The sequence below is a fragment of the Bacillus sp. M13(2017) genome, from assembly GCF_002218325.1.
Classification (GTDB): domain Bacteria; phylum Bacillota; class Bacilli; order Bacillales; family Bacillaceae_G; genus Bacillus_A; species Bacillus_A thuringiensis_K.
This window is the reverse complement of sequence record NZ_KZ268500.1, coordinates 797,374-817,840: the sequence shown is the minus strand read 5'-3', so window position 1 is coordinate 817,840 and position 20,467 is coordinate 797,374. Positions and strand designations below refer to the sequence as shown.

Genomic DNA, 20,467 nt, shown 5'->3' with positions numbered 1-20,467 from the left:
CATTTTCATCACCATTTTCACTATTACCAATTTATGATAAAAACAAACAAAAAATGCACGAATCTCTTCGTGCATTAAAATAAAACATCTTCTTCATATAAATATTCATAAGATAAATCTATAAATAAAAAGTTGTCATCATCAATCGGGAAAGAAAATGTTCGTACCATTTCTCCCGTTTCAATATCTGCATATAAATCTGAAAGCCTCGCCTTATTCTCAAAACGCATTTTCATGATATTCTCGAGAAAATACGGGCGCCAACTCCAGTTCTTCATATAATAATCCGGCATCACAATCCATTCTCCATCTTTTTTCATAACATTTCCTGATTGCTGGAAACCATCTTCATTACAAATAAATATACGAAAACTACACTGTGATACACTTTGACTAAATTGTAATAACCAATCATTTATATCTTCATTCTTTTTTTGTTTTGATAAAACATCGCCAATGCGATCGCGTAACATCTCTGTTAAATTATAAATTTTTTGTAACTTCTTCTTTTCATGCTGAATAAACTGATGACATTCATTACCAAGTCGCTCTTTCAAAACATTCGTTTCAATAAAATCAGGTAAACATTCTTTCAAATAATTACCTTGATAATATCTTCCGCCGTTCTTCCAAGCATATTGCAGTTGATAAAAAGCATCTATTTCTTCATATAACAAAGTTGCACCAATTCTTCTAGCAAGTAATGATAAAGAATATAAAATATCTTGATAAGATTGTAAAAGTGCTGTTTGCCTTAAGTTCGTTAAATCTACTTTTAAAATATCAGGTGCTAACACGCTAATACGCTCTAAATTACTTGTGCCCGTTCCGACTTTATTAATTGAAATTTGAATACCATATGTACGATAATACATAAGCAAATGATTAAATTGCTCTATATCTTCTTTACATTCATGCTCTGTAATCTCTAAAACAATTTGTTTTAAATTTAAACCTTGTTCTTCATACCTCAATAAAAGTTGAAGCAAGCTTTCATCATCATCATTCATTAATACATTAGCATTCCGATGTATAAATAATAATAATTTTTGATCGCTTTCTAAATAACGATTTAAAGCTTTTTCTACTATAATATTATCCGCTTCCAGTTGAAATTCACTTGGAATCGAATCATCGTGAAAGAAAGAAGCTAAACTTTGTATGCCCTCTTCTGTTTGAATACGTCCTACTACTTCGTATCCAATTACAGTATGCTCATCAGCACTAAAAATAGCTTGATAATAAGGAAGGACTTTATCCAAGTTACTCATTACATCTAATGCATCTATCAACGTGCTTCCCTCCCTTTACTTTTCAAAAATTATAACATGATATTTACGGAAAAATAATAAAAAATCCCTTCAGTTTTCCTGAAGGGATTAGAGGGGTAAAATGCTAAGGGGAATTAGCAATTCTACTATGAAGAAAAAAGAGGTCTTAAATATAACGTATATATGACCTCTTGTAAACACTTTTCTTTCATATGTCACAATTCCGTCACATTTAACCATAAAAAATGAATCAAACATTCATTTTTTTATCCCTTTTAAAATGGATATTGATGTAAATGTTGTCCTCCATCCATTGTCATGCAAGTTCCATTTATGTACGCAGCTTCATCTGAACATAAATAATAAGCTAGACCAGCGATTTCTTCTGGCGTACCCAGCCTTCCAAGCGGAACACTTTGTATCGTACGCTTAGCCATTTCTTCTGAAATCCATAATTTATCAGCACCGCCCGTACGTTCAATTGGTCCTGGCGCGATAGCGTTAACTCGTATTCCATATTTACGTCCCCACTCAACAGCGAGCGTCTTCGTCATCGCTAATACTCCTGCCTTCGCTGCAGCCGAATGAATAACTCCTGGACCAGCATCCCATGCATATGTTGCTACCATGTTAATGATATTCCCTTTTACCCCTTTTTCAATCCAATATTTTCCAACAGCATGGCTACAGTAAAATGTACCGTTTAATACAATATTAATGACTGAATTCCAACCATTCACGGATAAATCTTCTGCTGGACAAATAAAGTTTCCAGCTGCATTATTTATTAAAACATCAATTCGACCAAACTTCTCATCAATCTGTTCAATCATTTTCTGAATGTCATCCGTATTTCTTACATCCATTTGTACAGGTAATACTTGCCCTGGAAATTGTTCAATTTCCAACTTCGTTTCCTCTAGTTTTTCCTTCGTACGTCCTGTAATAACAACTCGTGCCCCTTCTTTTGTAAAACGAGTCGCCATTCCTTTTCCCATTCCACTCGATCCACCTGTTATAATAACTACCTTTTCTTTCACATACATCCCCTCCAAAAAATGAATACATATTCATTTTATCACTTTATTTAATAGAAATCTTTATATTTTTAAAGTTTTCTGATATTTTAACGTAAAGAACTTTCTTTTCATTCATTTTTTTTCGTAACCTATACTAATTTTTTATTATGTAAAGTATATTTTTAAATAAACTGAAAGGAGATTTGAGTAGCCTATAAATGGAATAAAAACCTTGAGGTATACTCATATTTTTATGAAGCACATTACAAGAAGAACTTTTTTGAAAATTGGTATGCGTACTTGTCTCTATTCATTTATAACCAGTAGCATCGGATACTACTATGCTAAATATATAGAGCCCCATTTCATTTCTTTTACACAGCACACATTAAAATCACAACTCATCCCAAAAAGTTTTCATGGTATGAAAATTCTTCAATTCAGCGATTTACATCTCGGATACTATTTCTCGCTCCAGCATTTATCTCAAGTTGTTTCTAAAATTAATGCTGTAAATCCAGATATTGTCCTTTTTACTGGAGATCTCATTGATAATTATCAAACGTATACTGACACTCCTTTCGTCGCATCCATTTTAAAAAATATACAAGCCCCCTTTGGTAAATTCGCTATTTATGGTAACCATGATCACGGTGGATATGGAACTGAATACTATGAGCACATCATGCGTGAATCAGAATTTGAACTATTGCTCAATAGTGAAAAAAGAATTCGTCTAATGGATAATAGTGAAATTTCTATTTTCGGTCTCGATGATATACTACTAGGCAAACCAAAAATAGAGAAAACATTACAACATGCACGGCAAAATACTTATAACATCGTTCTTGTTCACGAGCCAGATATCGCACCGCAAATTTCCAAATATCCAATCAACTTGCAACTTTCTGGTCATAGCCATGGCGGACAAGTACAAATCCCTTTTTTAGGAGCTATTATTACACCATCACTCGCCAAAGACTATATTGAAGGCTTCTATACGATGCAGGATTTAACCCTCTATGTCAATCGAGGCCTCGGAAGAACACGTGTTCCATTTCGTTTTATGTCAAAACCTGAAATCACAATTTTTACACTCCAACATTCGTAATAATTCGCCTATTTTCTTACATATCCTTTCTTGTACGCGCTCATCCACGTTTTGTTTACCATATGATAAAAGTGAGTCCAATAAAGGAGGTATGTTCATGTATCCATATTATCAACCAATTCCAGTCCGTTCAGCACCTATTGGTCCAGTAGGCGACTCACGCTTCTTCCCGTTTTTTGGCGTTCCCTTTCTAGCTGGAATTGCTGGTGGATTGCTCGGCGGAGCATTAGCTTTCGGCCCTCGACCATTTTATCCACCTTATCCACCACCTTTCCCGCCGACAGCACCTTATCCTTGTTACGGTGGACCATGTCAGCAACCATACTATTACTAAGTTAAAATAACGATTCTTTCAAATGTTATTCTCTCAACGAGCCACCTCATTACACGCTTATAATAAAACTATTGTTTCTACCCATCCTTCCATTTTTGGAGCATATGAGTAGAAAAAAGTAAAAACCTCTTATGGACATAAGAGGTTTTTACTTTTTTCATTATTCAGCGTCTGTATTTTGATACGCCATCTTAAACAACTTCACTTGGCTATCAATTTCTTCTGTACTACCATTAATAACATAATAGTAATCACCATCTTTATTTTGTTCACGTGTCTTCACATTATCAGCTAATGTAAGCTGTAAAATCGCCTTAATTCGTGCCTTCATTTCAATATCTAATATCGGGAAAGATATTTCCACTCGCTTCTCCATATTTCGCGTCATCCAATCAGCTGAAGATAAATATATTTTCTCCTCTCCATTATGATGGAAATAATAAATACGGCTATGTTCTAAATATCTTCCCACAACACTAACTACACGAATATTTTCACTTACATTTGGAATACCAGGTCTTAAACAACATGTTCCTCGAACAATGAGCTCTACCTTTACTCCAGCTTGCGATGCTTCGTACATTTTTTTTATTAACGGTTTATCTGTTAATGAATTCATCTTAGCGATAATATATCCATTTCCATATTGTCTATGATAACGGATTTCTTCATCTATTAAATCCATAAACTGCTCTCTTATATCAAATGGAGCAACCGATAAATGATGAAAATGTGGCTTTGTTGTATAACCACTTAAATAATTAAAGAAATTGGTTGCATCAACCCCAAAATCTTTTCTTGATGTAATATATCCAAAATCAGTATATAACTTCGCTGTTGCATCATTATAATTTCCAGTTCCGAGATGTACGAACCTTTCGATTTTTCCGTTTTTTCTTCTTACAACTAACGTAATTTTACTATGAGTTTTCAAGTGACTTACACCGTAAATAACATGACAGCCTGCCTGTTCCAATTCTTTAGCCCAATGAACATTGTTTTCTTCATCAAACCTTGCCTTTAATTCAACTAATACCGTCACTTGTTTTCCCTTTTCAGCCGCTATTTTTAACGCCTGAATAATCGGTGAATCACCACTTACACGATATAACGTTTGTTTAATCGCAAGTACATTCGGATCGTCTGCCGCATCACGGACAAAATCAACTACCGGCTGAAATGATTCAAAAGGATGATGTAATAAAATATCATGCTCAATTGCTTTTTCAAATACATCTTCTTCATCACCTAAATCTTGAGGCGGTTGCGGAATAAGAGCCGGATATACAAGATGTTCATATAAAGGAGCTAGTTTTTTATATAAAGAAAACAAACATGTTAAATCTAATGGACCATCCATTATATATACATCTTCATCTTTTACTTCCAGAACCTCATATAATAACGCTAATACTCTTTCATCAATGTGTTCTTTCCCAACTTCTAAACGAACAGCAGCCCCCCACTTACGCTTTTTTAATTCTTTTTCAATTACCTTTAATAAATCTCTCGCACCTTCTTCATGAATCGTTAAATCTGCATTGCGTGTAATACGGAAACGAGTAACAGATGATACTGTATATCCCGTAAATAATTTATGAGTAAAGCTACTAATTACGTCTTCTAATAAAATAAATTTATGCTTTTGCCCTTCGCTCGGTAAAATTATGAAGCGCTCAAGTAATGAAGGAACTTGTACAATCCCTAACTTCGTCCTGTTTTCTTCTTCCGCTTGCTTCTCATCATATAAAAGAGTAGCCAAATTCAAACTTTTGTTTAATAACATTGGAAATGGGCGATATGCATCAATAGCTACAGGAGTTAACACCGGGAAAATTTGCTCGTCAAAATACTCTTCTATAAATTCTCGCTGCTCTTTCGTCAAATCATTGAATGTTAAACGTTCAATTCCCTCTAACTCAAGCGCTGGTAATACATAATTTTTAAATGTATCATATTGTACTGTCATTAGTGCATGGGCTTTTATCGCAATTTTATTTAATTGCTTTTTTGGTGTTAAGCCAGCTTTATTTTCTGGCTGATTAAATCCAGCACTCACTTGATCCTTTAATCCCGCTACACGTACCATAAAGAATTCATCTAAATTCGAACTAAAAATACTAATGAATTTCAATCTTTCCAAAAGTGGATTATTTCCATCTTGCGCTTCTTGTAGTACACGTTCATTAAATGCTAACCAGCTTAACTCTCGATTATTGTAATAAGCTGTATCATTTAAATCTACTGCATTCCCCTTCGATAATTCCATTCTCTTCACACTTCCCCTTGAAACTTTTTTACTATAATTTAGTTAATTTCATTTTATCAAATTACAATATTACAAAGTGTAAATTTTTCGTAAAGACATCCGTACAACCTAATGTTTTAATTCAAATAATAAATTAATATTCGTTTTTAATACTCTTTCTAACTGTTTTTTTTGTTTTTCAGCTTGCACTTTTTCTGCTAATGCAGACTGTTCACATAAAACTTTAAACGTTAATCCCTCTTCGCTTTCTGTTATAGATATGGTATCAACAAGCGATCGTTGCCTTACATTTAAAGTAGCTGAAAATTGTAAAACAGCTCCTAATAGGCGGATTTTTTTTTGTTCACTTTTATCAAACCAACCTTCAAATGGAGATAAATGTTGTTTAAATAGCATTTTTGATTTATAAGATGCAATAAGTGCTAACCTCACTCTATCTTTATGCATCATGCCATCAATTGTCTTATTCGCTAATAAATAAAACGTATGTAAACGACTCGCTTCTTCGTCTATATATTTGCCTATATTAAATACTTTCGCTGCTTGATGGAACACTTCCCAGTCTTTTACTGACATAGAAATAAGCCCTATTTCCTCAAGTTGTTTGCAAATTAGTCTTCCATGTTTAATAAGTTGAATAACAAATTCCATGTCCATTTCGTATTCATATGATAGTAAATGCAAACTTTCTTCAACTACGTTCGGATAATATGAAATCCCCAAATCTTTTGTCAACTCTTCATAGAAAACACCTTCTCTTAACCCTTTTCTACTTAATACAAATGCCGGTGCCTCTATAACATTAACAAGTGTATGAAATACTTCAACCGCTGGAATAATCGTATCTGCTCGATCTTTTGCCAATCCTTCCAATTTCTGAAGTTCTATGAACGACAATTTTTCTAATTCCTCTTTTACACTTTCAATATCTTCTTCTTTCATCTTGTATAAATGTAATCCTGCTATAGGATAACATATTAAATTTTGATGGATTTTTACTAAGTTCCTAGCACTACCACCAATTGCAATAAGAGGCAATTTCTTATTGATTAACCATGGTAACGTTCGAAATTGAGACTCTAAATACTGTTGCATTCCCTCTAACTCATCTTTAATAGGAATATCACCTTTAATAAATTGTTGCTTTAAAGAAAGTGCCCCAAAAGGAAAACTATGGTACTCTAAAATCTCTCTATTTCTAAAGTATGTAACTTCCGTACTTCCCCCACCAATATCTACCGTTATTCCTTCTGAAAACGATGTAGAATTCATAACCGCCAAGTATCCGTAACGCGCTTCCTCATACTCTGATAATACTCTAAGAGTAAAGTCTGTTTGTCCTTCAACAAGCTTTTTAATTTCCTCTTGATTCTCCGACTGTCTAATTGTTGCTGTTGCAACACAAAGTACATGATGCAACTGATGGAATCTTGTACTTTCTTGAAATTGAAATAATGTCTGTAATAATACTTCTATTCCCTCTTCATTCAACACACCATCAATTAAGTAATTCCTTAACCTCGCAACAACTTTCGTATTTTCAATCTCTTTATAATAACCTCCATTTTGCTTTTCATAAATAACTAAACGCATTGTATTAGATCCAATATCTATAATGGCATACTGTTGTTTTAATATTTCTTTCAAACTTCTCACTCTTTCATTATCAAATTTCAAAAACATATTCTATTACTATTATACAAAATAGTTGTTTTTTGTAACAATATTGCTTTAATATTGAAAATATATACAATCACTTTTTGCGTATAATAAATACCTATTTTATTTATGGTATAATAATGAAAAATTGAAAGGAGATTCAATATGAAACCTTCACAACCACAATCTCAATTACAAAATCAACATTCTATTAATCGACTAGCTCAATCTATTTTCGTTGTGAATCGTCATGCTAAAGCAGCTACTAATCCTAAATATTTATACTGGTTAAAAAAGACAGCTTTAGAACGTTTGATTGCTGAAAAAAAAGCAATTAAAGAAGGATTACATTTTTCTAGAAACCCACGTTTTAGCCAACAACAATCTGATGTCCTTATACGTTTAGGCGATTATTTTTTCCACATCCCTCCTACGAAAGAAGATTTTCGAATTCTACCGCATCTTGGTCATCTTGAATCCTCCTATCGAAATCCGAAAACAACCTTATCATTAACAGTAGCAAAAAAAACACTTCAAGATTATATTGGTCCTGAAGCATTAAAACAAGAAAAAAAATTAAGTGAACCTGTTCCATGGTATAGTCGTACTTATACAAAAAAATAAAACAGTTTGGCCTACACTTGGCCAAACTGTTTTATTTTTTCTCTTCTTTAATTTTAATATTTGCTTGTTTATAAAAAGCTACTTTTTCTGTATTATAAGACTTTGTGAATTCATTAAATTTATCTTTTTCTGACTCAATATCCTTATAAGACTGATTAACTACTTTTACTTTTTCACTAATATCTTTTAATTTAGTACCTTTATCTTGTAACATTGTATATAACTCTTTTTCTTGTTTTAAAGATTTGTCATAGCTGTCATACATTTTATTAAATGAATCGTGTCGTTTCTCATACGTGCTTTTCACTTTATCAGCTTGATCTTTCAATTTCTTATCTTCAATTTTCTTCACATACTTATCAGCTGACTTCACTTCTTCTTGCGCTTTATTTAAAACTTCTTTTTCTTTTGTAAGCACTTTTTCTCGTTCAGTTGTATTTTTCACTGCTTGATTCAGTTTTTCTTTAACAGTTTGATTATTATCTTTTCCTTCTTGCACAATTTGGTTATATAATTCTTGTCCTTCTTTCTCTAAAGTCTCAAGTTTTTTTGCATCTTCAAACATTGTTTTTTCTTGTTTAGCAGCGTTTTCAAACGCTACATATAATTCTTCTTCTGGTTTCGGACCGAAACAACCGGCTAATAAAATCATTGATAATGCAGTTACAATTGCTAATTTACTATATTTCAACATCTCTTCCTCCTACTTATAAACGACCATCGTGTAATATAAAAAAGTTATAAAATATGTAATTGTTCTATACACTCGCATCTTTTTTACGAAGATCATTAATATTGTTTGTACAAATTATTACTTGATATTACATTCTTCTTTTTGAATTATTTAGCAATTCCATATCCATCTTTAAGTATACTACTTCGTGTTTTTTAAGGCCTGTTCACACTATGTATTACTTTAATGTCCACGGAATTTCACCTCAGTCTTAATAAGACTATAATAATTCACCTGATAAAAGGTGATTACTCCGCTCTCACGTCTATCATTCCCTTTCCAGCTTTCTATCAATTAATCTCTTTGTTCATTTTACACAGTACAATCGATGTCTCGCAACAACTTACAAATATTCTTTTCATTTCCTAAAAAGGAAAAGTGTAGAGCTTGCTTTCCTCTACACTTTTAAAATAAAACACACTGTGCAAATTGCATTGGCATTACCATCATAATTATATGCTTATTTCATATATTTTTAAAGACTTTTATTACAAACGTGGCGTTTTTTGTAATAAAAGTCAAAAAAATGTTACAAACAAAACATCTTCCTATCATATATCTTCAAATCAAAGCTTCACTCATTTTCTTGCAAATTTCTATACTGGTACAATTGATTTTGCGACTTTCTCAACAGTTCTTCAAACGTTTTTCCTTCTACTGGATAGCTAGCTGCTCCAAATAAAAGAGTGACACTGAGTAAATCCCCTTCTATTTCACTTTCAATATTTTTCATTAATCGTTTTGTTATTGTTGATGTTTCATGACCATTATCAATTGCTACAATAACATACTTATTTTCATCCCACTTTGTAACAACATCGCCCTTCCGAATTGTCTTTACAATGGTATTCTCTAATTTTTGTACTAACACTCCCAATTTTTTTTCTTGCAACGTGTCTTTTAATCCTTCCCATTCTTTTACAGAAAGAATGTACACTGTAATATTACGAGAATCTCTTTCAGATAAAGCAGCTACTTTCCCAAAAAAATCAACAACAAAATCGTTGCTTGCCATTCCTCCTACTTCCACATCCATACGCTCGCTCGCTCTTTTATCGTACCAATGTCCAAAATAATAACTTAGTATCATTTGCAATATATAAATAATAAAGACGGTATAAAATGATCGTGAATCTAGTTTTGCAATTACATCCTGAAGTGCAATCCATTCTGTAACTGCCACAGTATTACCAAGCAATAATCCACTAATTTTCCCTTTATGTTTCATACTTTTCCCCCTTTTATACCAATATATGTTTCTATATCAATAATGTTTTTCTACAAAATAAAAAATGTACATATCCAATGTACATTTCCGCTTAAGCTTGTATACCTTTTCTACTCTATTTCATATATATAATATATAACTTTTATAGAAAGGAGTAATCTATATGCTACAAAAAGAGAATCTATCAGATGCTATGCGTTTACTAGCTGGTTTTCTATTATCATTAAAATTATTATTTACCTCTTTCGGCATACACTTTATTACAAACGATCAAATCGACGCTATTGTTAATGTTGTTTCATTTTTATTTATTCTATACTTTGGCTACAAAAATAACTATGTAGGAAAAAAAGGAGTGGAGCAAAAGAAAATACTCAAAAAACACAACCTTCACTAAAAAAGGAACCTTTTGTACAGGTTCCTTTTTATCATTGACGCACAACAACTTCATTTGTTTGCAATGGGCCATATGATACCTCTTTGTCTTGAAATGTATATGTAGCCTGAAAGAATACTTGTTTAAGAGCTTTATCTTTATTAGCTTTTATTTTACAACGTAGTTCCACCTTCTCATTTGGTAACAAATCATCAATTCGCCATCTTACAAGCTGGAATAAAAACTCACTTATCCCCTTATCAACTTTTAAAGAATTAGGAATATAAGCAAAGTAATCTCGAATCATATGACTTACAACAACTCTCGAAATCATTTCTAACCCTTTATTTTCCACTTCAATTCGCATAATAAGTATGTCGTTTACATCATAGGTCAATTCATACGAAAATTGTTCTGTATACATACTACCAATTTGTAATGTAACGGCTATTTGAGGAGGTTCGTTTTCCTTTTTCGATCCGTCAATCCACAATACTGGTTGTAGCGGTATTGAATACTTTCCTGTATCCGAAATTCTTCCCCATATTTTCATAATATATATTCACCTCATTTCAGATGTACCATACACACAATGAATTCCCCAGATTACTAAAGTTTGCTACAAGCAATGTTTAATATTTCTCTTCCTTTTATCCTATTCGACAATATGAAGAAAAAACCATTTTTCATCTATTAACAGAAGGTGTTCTTAATGAAAATTTTTTACAATTTACTTTATGGCAATATTCAGTATGGCTCACTTGCTCTCCACTCATATGAAAGAATATTTTGGCGGAAGAAAAAGTTTGCCTTATAGTCAAATTTGACTATAATATTCTTTATGGCATATTAGTGCACTTATGGAAAAGAAATTAAAATCAACTATACATTTAAATTTTTATCCACTGCACTCAAAACTTAATATAGTTTACTTATTTCTAAAGGAGGGTTATATTTGGAAACTCAACCATTAAAAAAAGACACCAACAAGACAAAATTTGTTGTTGCTGGTTTACTGCTTGGTATATTAATGGCCGCAATGGATAATACAATCGTTGCAACCGCAATGGCAACAATTGTTGGAGACCTAGGAGGATTTGATAAGTTCGTTTGGGTCACATCAGCTTATATGGTAGCAACAATGGCAGGGATGCCTATCTTCGGGAAACTTTCTGATATGTACGGACGGAAACGTTTTTATATTGGGGGCCTCATTCTTTTCTTATTCGGTTCTGCGCTTTGCGGAACAGCTTCAAGTATTGAGCAATTAAGTATTTATAGAGCTATTCAAGGTATCGGTGGTGGTGCCCTTATGCCTATCGCCTTCACAATTATGTATGATATCTTCCCACCAGAAAAACGCGGGAAGATGACAGGACTATTCGGTGCTGTTTTCGGGACATCTAGTGTATTCGGTCCTTTATTAGGTGCTTATATTACAGACTATATAAGTTGGCATTGGGTCTTCTATATCAATATTCCATTAGGACTTATCTCCTTTTTCTTCATTACTAAATACTACAGTGAGTCTCTAGAATTTAGAAAACAAAAAATTGATTGGGCTGGTGCTATTACACTTGTCATAAGTATTGTTTGCTTAATGTTTGCATTAGAACTTGGTGGTAAGGAATATGCCTGGAATTCCACTGTAATTATTGGCTTATTTACAACAGTAGTTATTACGCTTATTATTTTCTTCTTTGTAGAACGAAAAGCAACCGAGCCTATTATTTCGTTCCATCTATTTAAAAAACCTTTATTCGCAGCTAGTCAAGGAGTTGCCTTTTTCTATGGTGCCGCTTTTATTATCTGTACAGTTTATATTCCAATCTTCATTCAAGGCGTTCTTGGAGGTTCCGCCTCTAATGCTGGATTAATTTTAACACCAATGATGGTCGGTTCTGTAATTGGAAGTCAAACAGGAGGACAATTAGCTTCTCGAACAAGCTATCGTAACATTATGATGGTATCTGGTGTCTTCTTCGTTCTTGGTATTTATTTATTAAGTACTTTAACAATGGACACACCTCGTTTACTCGTAACACTATTTATGATTCTCGCTGGGCTTGGTGTTGGCTTCTCATTCTCAGTATTAAGTATGTCCTCTATTCACAAGTTGGAAATGCGGGACCGTGGTTCGGCGACATCAACAAACTCATTCTTCCGATCACTCGGTATGACTCTTGGTGTAACGATTTTCGGTACAATTCAAAATCATATTTTTACAGATAAACTAAACTCTGTATTCCCCCCTGAACTAGCAAAATTAGCTCCAAAAGGCGGAGACACAAGTTTCTTATTATCACCAGGCGCTACCGCCAAAATTCCTGCTGAAATATTAGCGGGTATTAAAGAAGCTCTCGCTACATCTATTGCGAACACATTCTTCTGGGCACTCATCCCGGCTGTACTAAGTATTATTTGTATTTTACTTATGGGAAATGAACGCCTCTTTACAGGTCCTAAAAAGAAAGAAAAACAAAAGCAAGTTAGTTAATATAAAAAAGAAGCGGCATATCCCTTTATGAAAAAGGATATGCCGTTTATAATATGTATAAAGTGAAACTTTAATCAGTGGGGGCATCCCCCCACTGATTATTAGCCCTCACCAATCGGGCTTTTACGGGCAGTTAATGCGGGATAAAGTTTTTATATACAGGAGTTGAGACAGCATGAGCATGAAATTAGTCATTCTCGGCTTGCTACTCGAAGGAGATAAACATCCATATGAAGTGCAGCATATTATGAAAGAACGACAAATGGATTGTTACATTAAATATGCTAAAGGATCACTTTATTACGCCTTCGAGCAATTAGAAAAGCAAGGCGCAATTCATATTACAAATGTAATTAAAGACACAAATCGACCTGACAAAACGATTTTTCATATAACAGAAGAAGGTAAAAAACTATTTCACACTTTACTATTAAAACAATTCGAAGCCAAAAACCAAATATATAAACCTATTTATTCAGCCTTATCTTTCGCTCACTTTAGCAATGATCACGAATTAGTTCCTATTTTAGAAAAAAAGAAAAACGATACTCTTCAATATTTACATACTATGCAAACGATATATGATTGTAATAAAGGAAAGGTTTCACGTGCACAACTATATATTCTGCAAAGTGTAATTGAGCATATTACAGTTGAATTACAATGGCTAAACACCCTCCTTAAAGATGCTATAGCAGGCCGACTTTCAGAAGTTGCTATAGATGAAAATTGAGCTATGAAAGAAGACATCCTACTTCTTTCATAGCTCAATTTCTCTTTTTATACTGTAATATTATTAGTTAATCCAGAATAAAAAGTCATAATAATAAGAAATAAAAACTTTTGAATTTTCTTATTTTAAAACAGTAGACAAAATTCCAAAAATTGTGTTAGAATTTGTTTCAATATCATATCGCTTGTTAAATTCCTTTCAAAAGGAAAATAGGTACACGAAAGTTTCGTTTCGTGTTTAAAAGGGAAGCTTGGTGAAACTCCAACACGGTCCCGCCACTGTAAATGCTGAGATTTCTTTTTAGTGCCACTGTGAAAACGGGAAGGTGAAAGAAATTATATGAAGCATAAGTCAGGAGACCTGCCTGTTTTAACAACACTGATAGATTCACGGATGATGATGAGGTGTTAAAACAAAAAGGAAGGCTTATTTTCTATGCCTTTATACTTTTTGTTATAGGTATTTCCTAGTAAACGGAAGTGCTTACTTTTAATTAGGGAGGAATTTGAAATGGCAATTCAAACAAGTAACTTAGGTTATCCACGTATCGGATTACAACGAGAGTGGAAAAAAACATTAGAAGCTTTTTGGTCCAATAAAATCAATGAAGAACAATTTTTAACAACAATGAAAGAAATCCGCCTTCAACACGTAAAAGTACAGCAAGAAAAAGGGATTGAACTCATTCCAATTGGCGACTTTACATATTACGATCACGTTTTGGATACCGCTTATATGCTAGGATTTATCCCATCACGTTTTTCTGAGTTTACATCTTACCTTGATGTATATTTCGCAATGGCGCGTGGCTCTAAAGATCACGTAGCTTCCGAAATGACAAAATGGTTTAACACAAACTATCATTATATCGTTCCTGAATATGAAGAGGGATTACAAATCTCTTTAAAAGATAATCGTCCACTTCGCTTATACGAAGAGGCAAAACAAGAATTAGGCGTAGATGGCAAACCTGTTATTTTAGGACCATATACTTTTTTGAAATTAGCTAAAGGCTATACACAAGAGCAATTTGCTACTATTTTAAAACAGTTAGTTGCACCATACGTACAACTGCTTTCAGAACTACATGCAGCTGGTGCACCAGCCATTCAAGTTGATGAACCGATTTTTGCTTCTTTAACGAAAGAAGAAGTTCAACAAGCAAAAGAAATTTATGAAGCTATTCGTAAAGAAGTTCCAAATGCGACTCTTCTTTTACAAACATATTTTGATAGCGTAGAAGAAAACTATGAAGAAATTATTACATTCCCGGTATCCGGTATTGGATTAGATTTCATTCATGGTAAAGAAGGTAATTTAAATGCTATTTCAAAATATGGATTCCCAGCTGATAAAACTTTAGCTGTCGGTTGTATAGATGGCCGTAACATTTGGAGAGCTGACCTTGATGAAGTCCTTGAGCTATTTACAACGTTACAAAAACAAGTCCAAACGAAAGATATCATCGTTCAGCCTTCTTGTAGCTTATTGCATACACCAATCGATAAAACAGAAGAAACTCACTTATCGACTGAGCTGTTTGATGCGTTAGCATTTGCAAATCAAAAATTAGAAGAGTTAGTTCTTATTCATTCCGCTCTCACTCAAGGTACAGAAAGCATTAGTAATGAGCTGGAAACATATCGAAACGTACATCATACAATTCGTTCATCTGCTGCACGTAACCGAGAAGATGTCAAAGCAGCACGAACAGCACTAAAAGAAGAAGATTTTTCACGCCCTCTTCCATTTAAAAAACGATACGAATTACAGCAAGTTGCCCTGGAGTTACCGCTATTACCAACAACGACCATTGGTAGCTTCCCGCAAACAACTGAAGTTCGTCAAACGCGAAAAGAATGGCGTAACGGCGTTATTTCAAATGAACAATATGAACAATTTATTGAAAAAGAGACAGAAAAATGGATTCGTTACCAAGAAGAAATTGGTCTTGATGTCCTTGTACATGGTGAATTTGAAAGAACTGACATGGTCGAATATTTTGGTGAGCGCCTTGCTGGTTTCTCATTCACTAAAAACGGTTGGGTACAATCTTACGGTTCCCGCTGCGTAAAACCACCTGTTATTTATGGTGATGTAGCCTTTATTAACGGCATGACTATTAAGGAAACAGTTTATGCACAAAGCTTAACGGAGAAAGTTGTAAAAGGAATGTTAACCGGACCTGTTACAATTTTAAATTGGTCCTTCGTTCGAAATGATATTCCAAGAAAAGAAGTTTCGTATCAAATTGCACTAGCTCTTCGTCACGAAATTGAACTACTTGAATCTTCCGGAATTAGAGTAATCCAAGTCGATGAGCCCGCACTTCGTGAAGGAATGCCACTAAAAGAAAAAGATTGGGATGCTTATATTACATGGGCAGTACAATCCTTCCTTTTAGCAACTTCTTCTGTAGCAAATGAAACACAAATTCATACTCATATGTGTTACAGTAACTTCGAAGATATTGTTGACGCGATTCGCGCATTAGATGCAGATGTAATTTCTATCGAAACATCAAGAAGTCACGGAGAATTTATTGATACTTTAAAACATACAACATATGAAAAAGGCATCGGCCTAGGTGTATATGATATTCATAGCCCACGTGTACCGAGTAAAGATGAAATGTATAAAATCGTAGAACAATCTTTACAAGTATGTGATCCTAAATATTTCTGGATTAATCCTGATTGTGGTTTAAAAACGAGAAGAACAGAAGAAGTTATTCCAGCTTTAGAACATATGGTGCAAGCAGCGAAAGATGCTCGTTCCCTTTTAAAAACAAACGCATAACAAAAATGGGTTATCCTTTTCTCAGGATAACCCATTTTTTATTCTTTACTTTCAAAAAAGAATTCGTATTGTATTTTATATAATTCATCATCCGTTGGCTCTTCAAGAGGAATTGCTTGTAATACAACTATATACTCACCATTTGGAATAGGTATTTGAAATTTATTAGAAAGAATACTCGTTATAACGATACTTTCATTTTCAACTGTAAAAGGAACCGTAATCGTTCTAACTACTTCTTCTTTTTCAATATGTTTCCCTGGGGTCACTTTCACTTCACAAGTATAATCAGAAAGCGCTTCAAAAATAACAGTTCCATCTGCCTTAGCATAACCTCTTTCAAAATCTTCATCAGTCCAATCTACATAAGGCTGCTCACCGTCATAGTTCATCAACATTAATTGCGAATAAGAAATCGTTAACTCCATAGTTCCCCTTCTCCTTCATTATGAAATATACAACTACTACTTCACTTCAAATTTTACTCGCGTACCATCTGGGTATTTATCTAACTTATTCCCTACCCAAGAGCCTGCTCCGCGGTTATCCGCCGGACTTATATATTCAATATGTGCTCCTTTTCCGCCTTCCTTGCACATCGCCATTGGCCATTCATCACGATCATACCCTTTTTTTGATGGATATGGTGCTAACGACAATTTCCTTCTATCTGCAGCACCACCACGATCGATTGTACAAACTTCTGAATGCCCTTCTTTTATAGCATCCGTAATATGTTTTCCTGTCTCTGGATAACGTTCTTTCGGAAATTCTAACACTTGATCATACGTATTCGTTTTCTTTACACTTGTTTCCTCTGGCACAAGTACTTCATAAACTGCTACTAAAATAGACAGAATTGCGATAATTGAAATGATAATACCTTTTAATTGCTTCATGTATACCTCCATGTTTCTACCAGTTTCTTTTCCTCCGTTATTATAACAAACTTCTTCTGTATATGTTTTCAGACATTATTGCAGCTCTTCTTCGCCATTCCGCCAAAAACTCTCATTTTTCTTCATCTTTTCACTAATGCTGTAGAAAACTAATAACCTTCCGACATTCTTTTTCAAAGGAAGTCCTCATAAAAGATTGAAATGATATATACGATACTTTTTGGGGAGGAAATATTATGGAAGCTACCTATAAAACGAAAGATGTCACGAATAAAACAGGCATCCCAAAACATATAGTTCGCAAATATAGTCAACTGTTAGAGGAACATGGTTATATGATTTCCAAAACAGCTGATGCTCGTATTTATAAGCTGGATGATTTAAAACTATTGAAATCTATTCATGAAAGAGCTGCTACACTGCAAGAAGATATTTCAGAAACGATACCAATTATTTTAAAAGAAAAAGAGGCCCCACCTGTACCAGTTATACAAGATAAACAAGAAATACAACCGAAAGAAAAAGAAGATGGGCGTAACTTTGAGGAGTTCATGTTAAAACTTGAAATGCTCGCTCAATTAAATGAAGCAATTATTCATCAAAATTCTACTCTAATTACACAAAATCGTTTAAAGGATGAGAAACTAGACGAATTGATGCAACAAGTTTATGTAAAAGAAGGCTCTCAAGAAAAAATGCTTCAAGAGTTAGTCGATCACGCCGCTCAAACAGATGCATTGCAAAAAGAAAAGGTGGACTTATTAATGAATCATATGTATAAACGAGAATCCAAACAGGAAGAAAAAATGAATAAACTTGTTAGTCAAATTTATAACAAGGATAGTAACCGTGATGCACAGCTTATGCAAGTTATTCGAGAAATTCAAGAAACAAAAAGAATGGTTGCTGCCTCAAAAGAGCAAAGCTTCTTTCAATCATTTAAAAGTTTATTTAGCCGAGCAAAACAAGAAAAAACAAACGAATAAACAATATAAAATAAAAAGTTACCTTCCATCGGTAACTTTTATTCCTTATTTTGTACAGCTGGTAATATAATAATTGCTTCAGTGCCTTTTCCGCTCTCACTCTTATATTCCAATGTACCATTATGCGCTTGTAAAATACTAAATGTTACCATAAGCCCTAATCCTGTTCCTTTTTCTTTTAAAGAATAATATGGTTGCCCCAGCCTTGCTAACTGTTCTTTCGTCATACCAACACCACTATCTTTAACTCTTATTATGATTGTTTCGTCTTTTTGAATAGCTGTTACTTTTAAATATCCTTTATTTCCTTGAATTGCTTCAATACCATTTTTAACAACATTCATAATAGCTTGCTTCAATTTTGTCTTATCACCAATCGTATAAAGACTTTCTGAAATTTCAACTTGTAAATATACACCTTGCATCGCTGCAAATGACGACATAAGAGTGGTCATTTCTATTAATTGGGCTGATAAACAAATGTGTTCTTTTTTCTCAATTTGCGGCCTTGCTAAATTTAAGTAATCTGAAATAATTTGTTCCGCCCGATCCAATTCAGCTAATACGAGACGCATATAATCCTTATTCTTCACATCTTCCGTGCTTTCTAGCAATTGGATAAATCCACGAACAACAGTAAGGGGATTGCGAACTTCATGTGCCACACTTGCTGCTAATTCACTTACAATATTAAGTTTTTCTGATTTTTGCATCTCTGTACGTAGCAATGCATTTTCATTTAAATATTCAGTTAAATACACCTGAAATACCATTGTCATGACCATGATAAGCGAGGCAAATATAAATCCGCTATATATTTGCGAAATATACGGTGTAAATCCTGTTTCCAAAAGAACATTAATCATGCCTAATACTAAAGAAACAAGCACATAAAATGATGAAATCATAAATGCTAAAATTAATTTCTTATCCTTTGAAAAAAGAGACCATTTCTTTGATAAAAATAGCGGAACTATCAATAGAAATATTACTTCTAAAACTGGAAGAAAGCTCATTCCCTTTAGTAACCATTCATATGCAACAAAAATAACCGCTGGGATTAAACCAACAATCCCACCATATAAAAAACCACTGACAATTGGAATGGGGTGAAAGTTATACCCACACACATTGCCAAAACAAATAGAGTATGTCATGGAGAGAATGAGCGTAACGCTAGATAAAAACATAATAAAGTAACGATTTGGCTTCGGAGGCATTTCTTGATAGCGATTTAAACGAATCGCTTCATATAAAAATAGTGGCAAAATTATGATGGCAATTTGAATCAACAAATCACGGATAAGCTCCATAACCTCTCATCCCCTATATGTATTTTGATATGATTATATCATTTTATAGGTGTATTTGTTTTAAAATTTTGATTTTTCTTAACATATTTGTTAATTCTTTGTTAACAGCTCATAATAATTGTTACAGATTTTCGAAATGATTGTAAACCCTGTACCAAATTTCCTTCGTGCAGTATACAATGAATACGGATTACAAAGAAAATATAAAAATACTTTTTTAGACGGACAACTATAGCAAAATACAGCATATAATCCATACTATCTATGTTTACAAATAAGTGATCATTACTTTAGTAGGAGGAAGATAAATATGGCGGGTACTACGCTTGTTTTAAAAGAAGAAAATTTGGTTGTTCTAGAAAATGTTGAAAAATCAGTATATGAAGAGTTACAGCATAAAGCGGGAGATGAAAACTGCACATGTGCTGTGAACGAATCAGTTGTTCACCTTGGCAAGGTATCCTCTGTACTCTGGAATGAAGATGAAATAGATTGGGAATACGGATATTAAAAAGTCGCTTATAGCGGCTTTTTTTCTCTTTTCTCTCTCTTTCTAAATAACATATACAAAGCGTAATCATAGAAAATATGATAAAATGAACTTAATTTTCAAACG

19 protein-coding genes and 1 riboswitch are annotated in these 20,467 nt (G+C 33.5%); of the genes, 9 read left to right on the top strand and 10 right to left on the bottom strand.

Annotated features, from left to right (window positions below):
- Positions 1-74 precede the first annotated feature (74 nt).
- Positions 75-1,292, bottom strand: coding sequence for an EAL domain-containing protein (locus CGQ22_RS04730; RefSeq protein WP_000564306.1), 1,218 nt, complete (start codon positions 1,290-1,292; stop codon positions 75-77).
- A 254-nt stretch (positions 1,293-1,546) separates the two neighbouring features.
- Positions 1,547-2,311: a 2,4-dienoyl-CoA reductase gene (gene fadH, locus CGQ22_RS04725; protein WP_089148311.1), complete on the bottom strand. Its 765-nt coding sequence runs from the start codon at positions 2,309-2,311 to the stop codon at positions 1,547-1,549.
- Positions 2,312-2,543: 232 nt separating this feature from the next.
- Here fadH and CGQ22_RS04720 point away from each other — a divergent pair, with 232 nt between their 5' ends.
- Positions 2,544-3,401 carry a metallophosphoesterase gene (locus tag CGQ22_RS04720; protein ID WP_002164159.1) on the top strand — a complete coding sequence of 286 codons (858 nt, stop codon included), beginning with the start codon at positions 2,544-2,546 and terminating at the stop codon, positions 3,399-3,401.
- Between the two features lie 97 nt (positions 3,402-3,498).
- A complete protein-coding gene (locus CGQ22_RS04715) occupies positions 3,499-3,735 on the top strand; it encodes a hypothetical protein (protein WP_089148310.1) in 237 nt (78 codons plus the stop codon).
- 160 nt (positions 3,736-3,895) lie between these two features.
- Here the strand turns inward: CGQ22_RS04715 and CGQ22_RS04710 are convergent, their stop codons facing one another.
- Positions 3,896-6,004, bottom strand: coding sequence for a polyphosphate kinase (locus CGQ22_RS04710; RefSeq protein WP_000423549.1), 2,109 nt, complete (start codon positions 6,002-6,004; stop codon positions 3,896-3,898).
- A 108-nt stretch (positions 6,005-6,112) separates the two neighbouring features.
- Positions 6,113-7,687: an exopolyphosphatase gene (gene ppx / locus CGQ22_RS04705; protein ID WP_061884526.1), complete on the bottom strand. Its 1,575-nt coding sequence runs from the start codon at positions 7,685-7,687 to the stop codon at positions 6,113-6,115.
- A 141-nt stretch (positions 7,688-7,828) separates the two neighbouring features.
- On the opposite strand from ppx, the gene CGQ22_RS04700 reads away from it, so the two are divergent.
- On the top strand, positions 7,829-8,287 hold the full coding sequence (locus tag CGQ22_RS04700; protein ID WP_000804864.1) for a YkyB family protein: 459 nt from the start codon (positions 7,829-7,831) through the stop codon (positions 8,285-8,287).
- Between the two features lie 31 nt (positions 8,288-8,318).
- Here the strand turns inward: CGQ22_RS04700 and CGQ22_RS04695 are convergent, their stop codons facing one another.
- Positions 8,319-8,981 carry a YkyA family protein gene (locus tag CGQ22_RS04695; RefSeq protein WP_000922485.1) on the bottom strand — a complete coding sequence of 221 codons (663 nt, stop codon included), beginning with the start codon at positions 8,979-8,981 and terminating at the stop codon, positions 8,319-8,321.
- Positions 8,982-9,594: 613 nt separating this feature from the next.
- The gene (locus tag CGQ22_RS04690; RefSeq protein WP_000680819.1) at positions 9,595-10,248 is read right to left on the bottom strand and encodes a diguanylate cyclase domain-containing protein; all 654 of its coding nucleotides are present in this window, start codon (positions 10,246-10,248) and stop codon (positions 9,595-9,597) included.
- A gap of 163 nt (positions 10,249-10,411) precedes the next feature.
- On the opposite strand from CGQ22_RS04690, the gene CGQ22_RS04685 reads away from it, so the two are divergent.
- Positions 10,412-10,645 (top strand): SPP1 phage holin family protein, encoded by a 234-nt coding sequence (locus tag CGQ22_RS04685; RefSeq protein WP_000939449.1) that lies wholly within the window; start codon positions 10,412-10,414, stop codon positions 10,643-10,645.
- Between the two features lie 31 nt (positions 10,646-10,676).
- On the opposite strand, the gene CGQ22_RS04680 is transcribed toward CGQ22_RS04685, so the two are convergent.
- On the bottom strand, positions 10,677-11,177 hold the full coding sequence (locus CGQ22_RS04680) for a hypothetical protein (RefSeq protein WP_000708124.1): 501 nt from the start codon (positions 11,175-11,177) through the stop codon (positions 10,677-10,679).
- Positions 11,178-11,579: 402 nt separating this feature from the next.
- On the opposite strand from CGQ22_RS04680, the gene CGQ22_RS04675 reads away from it, so the two are divergent.
- The 3 genes from CGQ22_RS04675 to metE all read left to right on the top strand — a co-directional run bounded on the left by CGQ22_RS04675 (position 11,580) and on the right by metE (position 16,653).
- Positions 11,580-13,121 carry an MDR family MFS transporter gene (locus CGQ22_RS04675; RefSeq protein ID WP_000449907.1) on the top strand — a complete coding sequence of 514 codons (1,542 nt, stop codon included), beginning with the start codon at positions 11,580-11,582 and terminating at the stop codon, positions 13,119-13,121.
- A gap of 175 nt (positions 13,122-13,296) precedes the next feature.
- Positions 13,297-13,854, top strand: a complete 558-nt coding sequence (locus CGQ22_RS04670; protein WP_000062058.1) for a PadR family transcriptional regulator — start codon at positions 13,297-13,299, stop codon at positions 13,852-13,854.
- A 194-nt stretch (positions 13,855-14,048) separates the two neighbouring features.
- Positions 14,049-14,236: riboswitch (cobalamin riboswitch) on the top strand.
- A 128-nt stretch (positions 14,237-14,364) separates the two neighbouring features.
- On the top strand, positions 14,365-16,653 hold the full coding sequence (metE, locus tag CGQ22_RS04665; RefSeq protein WP_001007627.1) for a 5-methyltetrahydropteroyltriglutamate--homocysteine S-methyltransferase: 2,289 nt from the start codon (positions 14,365-14,367) through the stop codon (positions 16,651-16,653).
- 38 nt (positions 16,654-16,691) lie between these two features.
- Here the strand turns inward: metE and comJ are convergent, their stop codons facing one another.
- Complete coding sequence (comJ, locus tag CGQ22_RS04660) at positions 16,692-17,081, bottom strand: competence protein ComJ (protein WP_089148309.1); 390 nt, start codon at positions 17,079-17,081, stop codon at positions 16,692-16,694.
- A gap of 36 nt (positions 17,082-17,117) precedes the next feature.
- Positions 17,118-17,552 carry a DNA-entry nuclease gene (nucA, locus tag CGQ22_RS04655; RefSeq protein WP_000811494.1) on the bottom strand — a complete coding sequence of 145 codons (435 nt, stop codon included), beginning with the start codon at positions 17,550-17,552 and terminating at the stop codon, positions 17,118-17,120.
- 236 nt (positions 17,553-17,788) lie between these two features.
- On the opposite strand from nucA, the gene CGQ22_RS04645 reads away from it, so the two are divergent.
- Positions 17,789-18,538, top strand: a complete 750-nt coding sequence (locus CGQ22_RS04645; RefSeq protein WP_089148308.1) for a DUF3967 domain-containing protein — start codon at positions 17,789-17,791, stop codon at positions 18,536-18,538.
- Positions 18,539-18,576: 38 nt separating this feature from the next.
- Here CGQ22_RS04645 and kinB read toward each other — a convergent pair whose 3' ends face one another.
- Positions 18,577-19,851 (bottom strand): sporulation sensor histidine kinase KinB, encoded by a 1,275-nt coding sequence (kinB, locus tag CGQ22_RS04640; RefSeq protein WP_000420360.1) that lies wholly within the window; start codon positions 19,849-19,851, stop codon positions 18,577-18,579.
- A gap of 310 nt (positions 19,852-20,161) precedes the next feature.
- On the opposite strand from kinB, the gene CGQ22_RS04635 reads away from it, so the two are divergent.
- On the top strand, positions 20,162-20,362 hold the full coding sequence (locus CGQ22_RS04635; protein ID WP_000929277.1) for a hypothetical protein: 201 nt from the start codon (positions 20,162-20,164) through the stop codon (positions 20,360-20,362).
- The last annotated feature ends 105 nt before the right edge of the window (positions 20,363-20,467 follow it).

Excerpts from the sequence above, each read along its gene's own strand:
- CGQ22_RS04720 (WP_002164159.1), top strand. The coding sequence starts at position 2,544 with ATGAAGCACATTACAAGAAGAACTTTTTTGAAAATTGGTATGCGTACT.
- CGQ22_RS04715 (WP_089148310.1), top strand. The coding sequence starts at position 3,499 with ATGTATCCATATTATCAACCAATTCCAGTCCGTTCAGCACCTATTGGT.
- CGQ22_RS04710 (WP_000423549.1), bottom strand. The coding sequence starts at position 6,004 with ATGGAATTATCGAAGGGGAATGCAGTAGATTTAAATGATACAGCTTAT.
- ppx (WP_061884526.1), bottom strand. The coding sequence starts at position 7,687 with ATGTTTTTGAAATTTGATAATGAAAGAGTGAGAAGTTTGAAAGAAATA.
- CGQ22_RS04700 (WP_000804864.1), top strand. The coding sequence starts at position 7,829 with ATGAAACCTTCACAACCACAATCTCAATTACAAAATCAACATTCTATT.
- CGQ22_RS04695 (WP_000922485.1), bottom strand. The coding sequence starts at position 8,981 with ATGTTGAAATATAGTAAATTAGCAATTGTAACTGCATTATCAATGATT.
- CGQ22_RS04690 (WP_000680819.1), bottom strand. The coding sequence starts at position 10,248 with ATGAAACATAAAGGGAAAATTAGTGGATTATTGCTTGGTAATACTGTG.
- CGQ22_RS04685 (WP_000939449.1), top strand. The coding sequence starts at position 10,412 with ATGCTACAAAAAGAGAATCTATCAGATGCTATGCGTTTACTAGCTGGT.
- CGQ22_RS04680 (WP_000708124.1), bottom strand. The coding sequence starts at position 11,177 with ATGAAAATATGGGGAAGAATTTCGGATACAGGAAAGTATTCAATACCG.
- CGQ22_RS04670 (WP_000062058.1), top strand. The coding sequence starts at position 13,297 with ATGAGCATGAAATTAGTCATTCTCGGCTTGCTACTCGAAGGAGATAAA.
- metE (WP_001007627.1), top strand. The coding sequence starts at position 14,365 with ATGGCAATTCAAACAAGTAACTTAGGTTATCCACGTATCGGATTACAA.
- comJ (WP_089148309.1), bottom strand. The coding sequence starts at position 17,081 with ATGGAGTTAACGATTTCTTATTCGCAATTAATGTTGATGAACTATGAC.
- nucA (WP_000811494.1), bottom strand. The coding sequence starts at position 17,552 with ATGAAGCAATTAAAAGGTATTATCATTTCAATTATCGCAATTCTGTCT.
- CGQ22_RS04645 (WP_089148308.1), top strand. The coding sequence starts at position 17,789 with ATGGAAGCTACCTATAAAACGAAAGATGTCACGAATAAAACAGGCATC.
- kinB (WP_000420360.1), bottom strand. The coding sequence starts at position 19,851 with ATGGAGCTTATCCGTGATTTGTTGATTCAAATTGCCATCATAATTTTG.
- CGQ22_RS04635 (WP_000929277.1), top strand. The coding sequence starts at position 20,162 with ATGGCGGGTACTACGCTTGTTTTAAAAGAAGAAAATTTGGTTGTTCTA.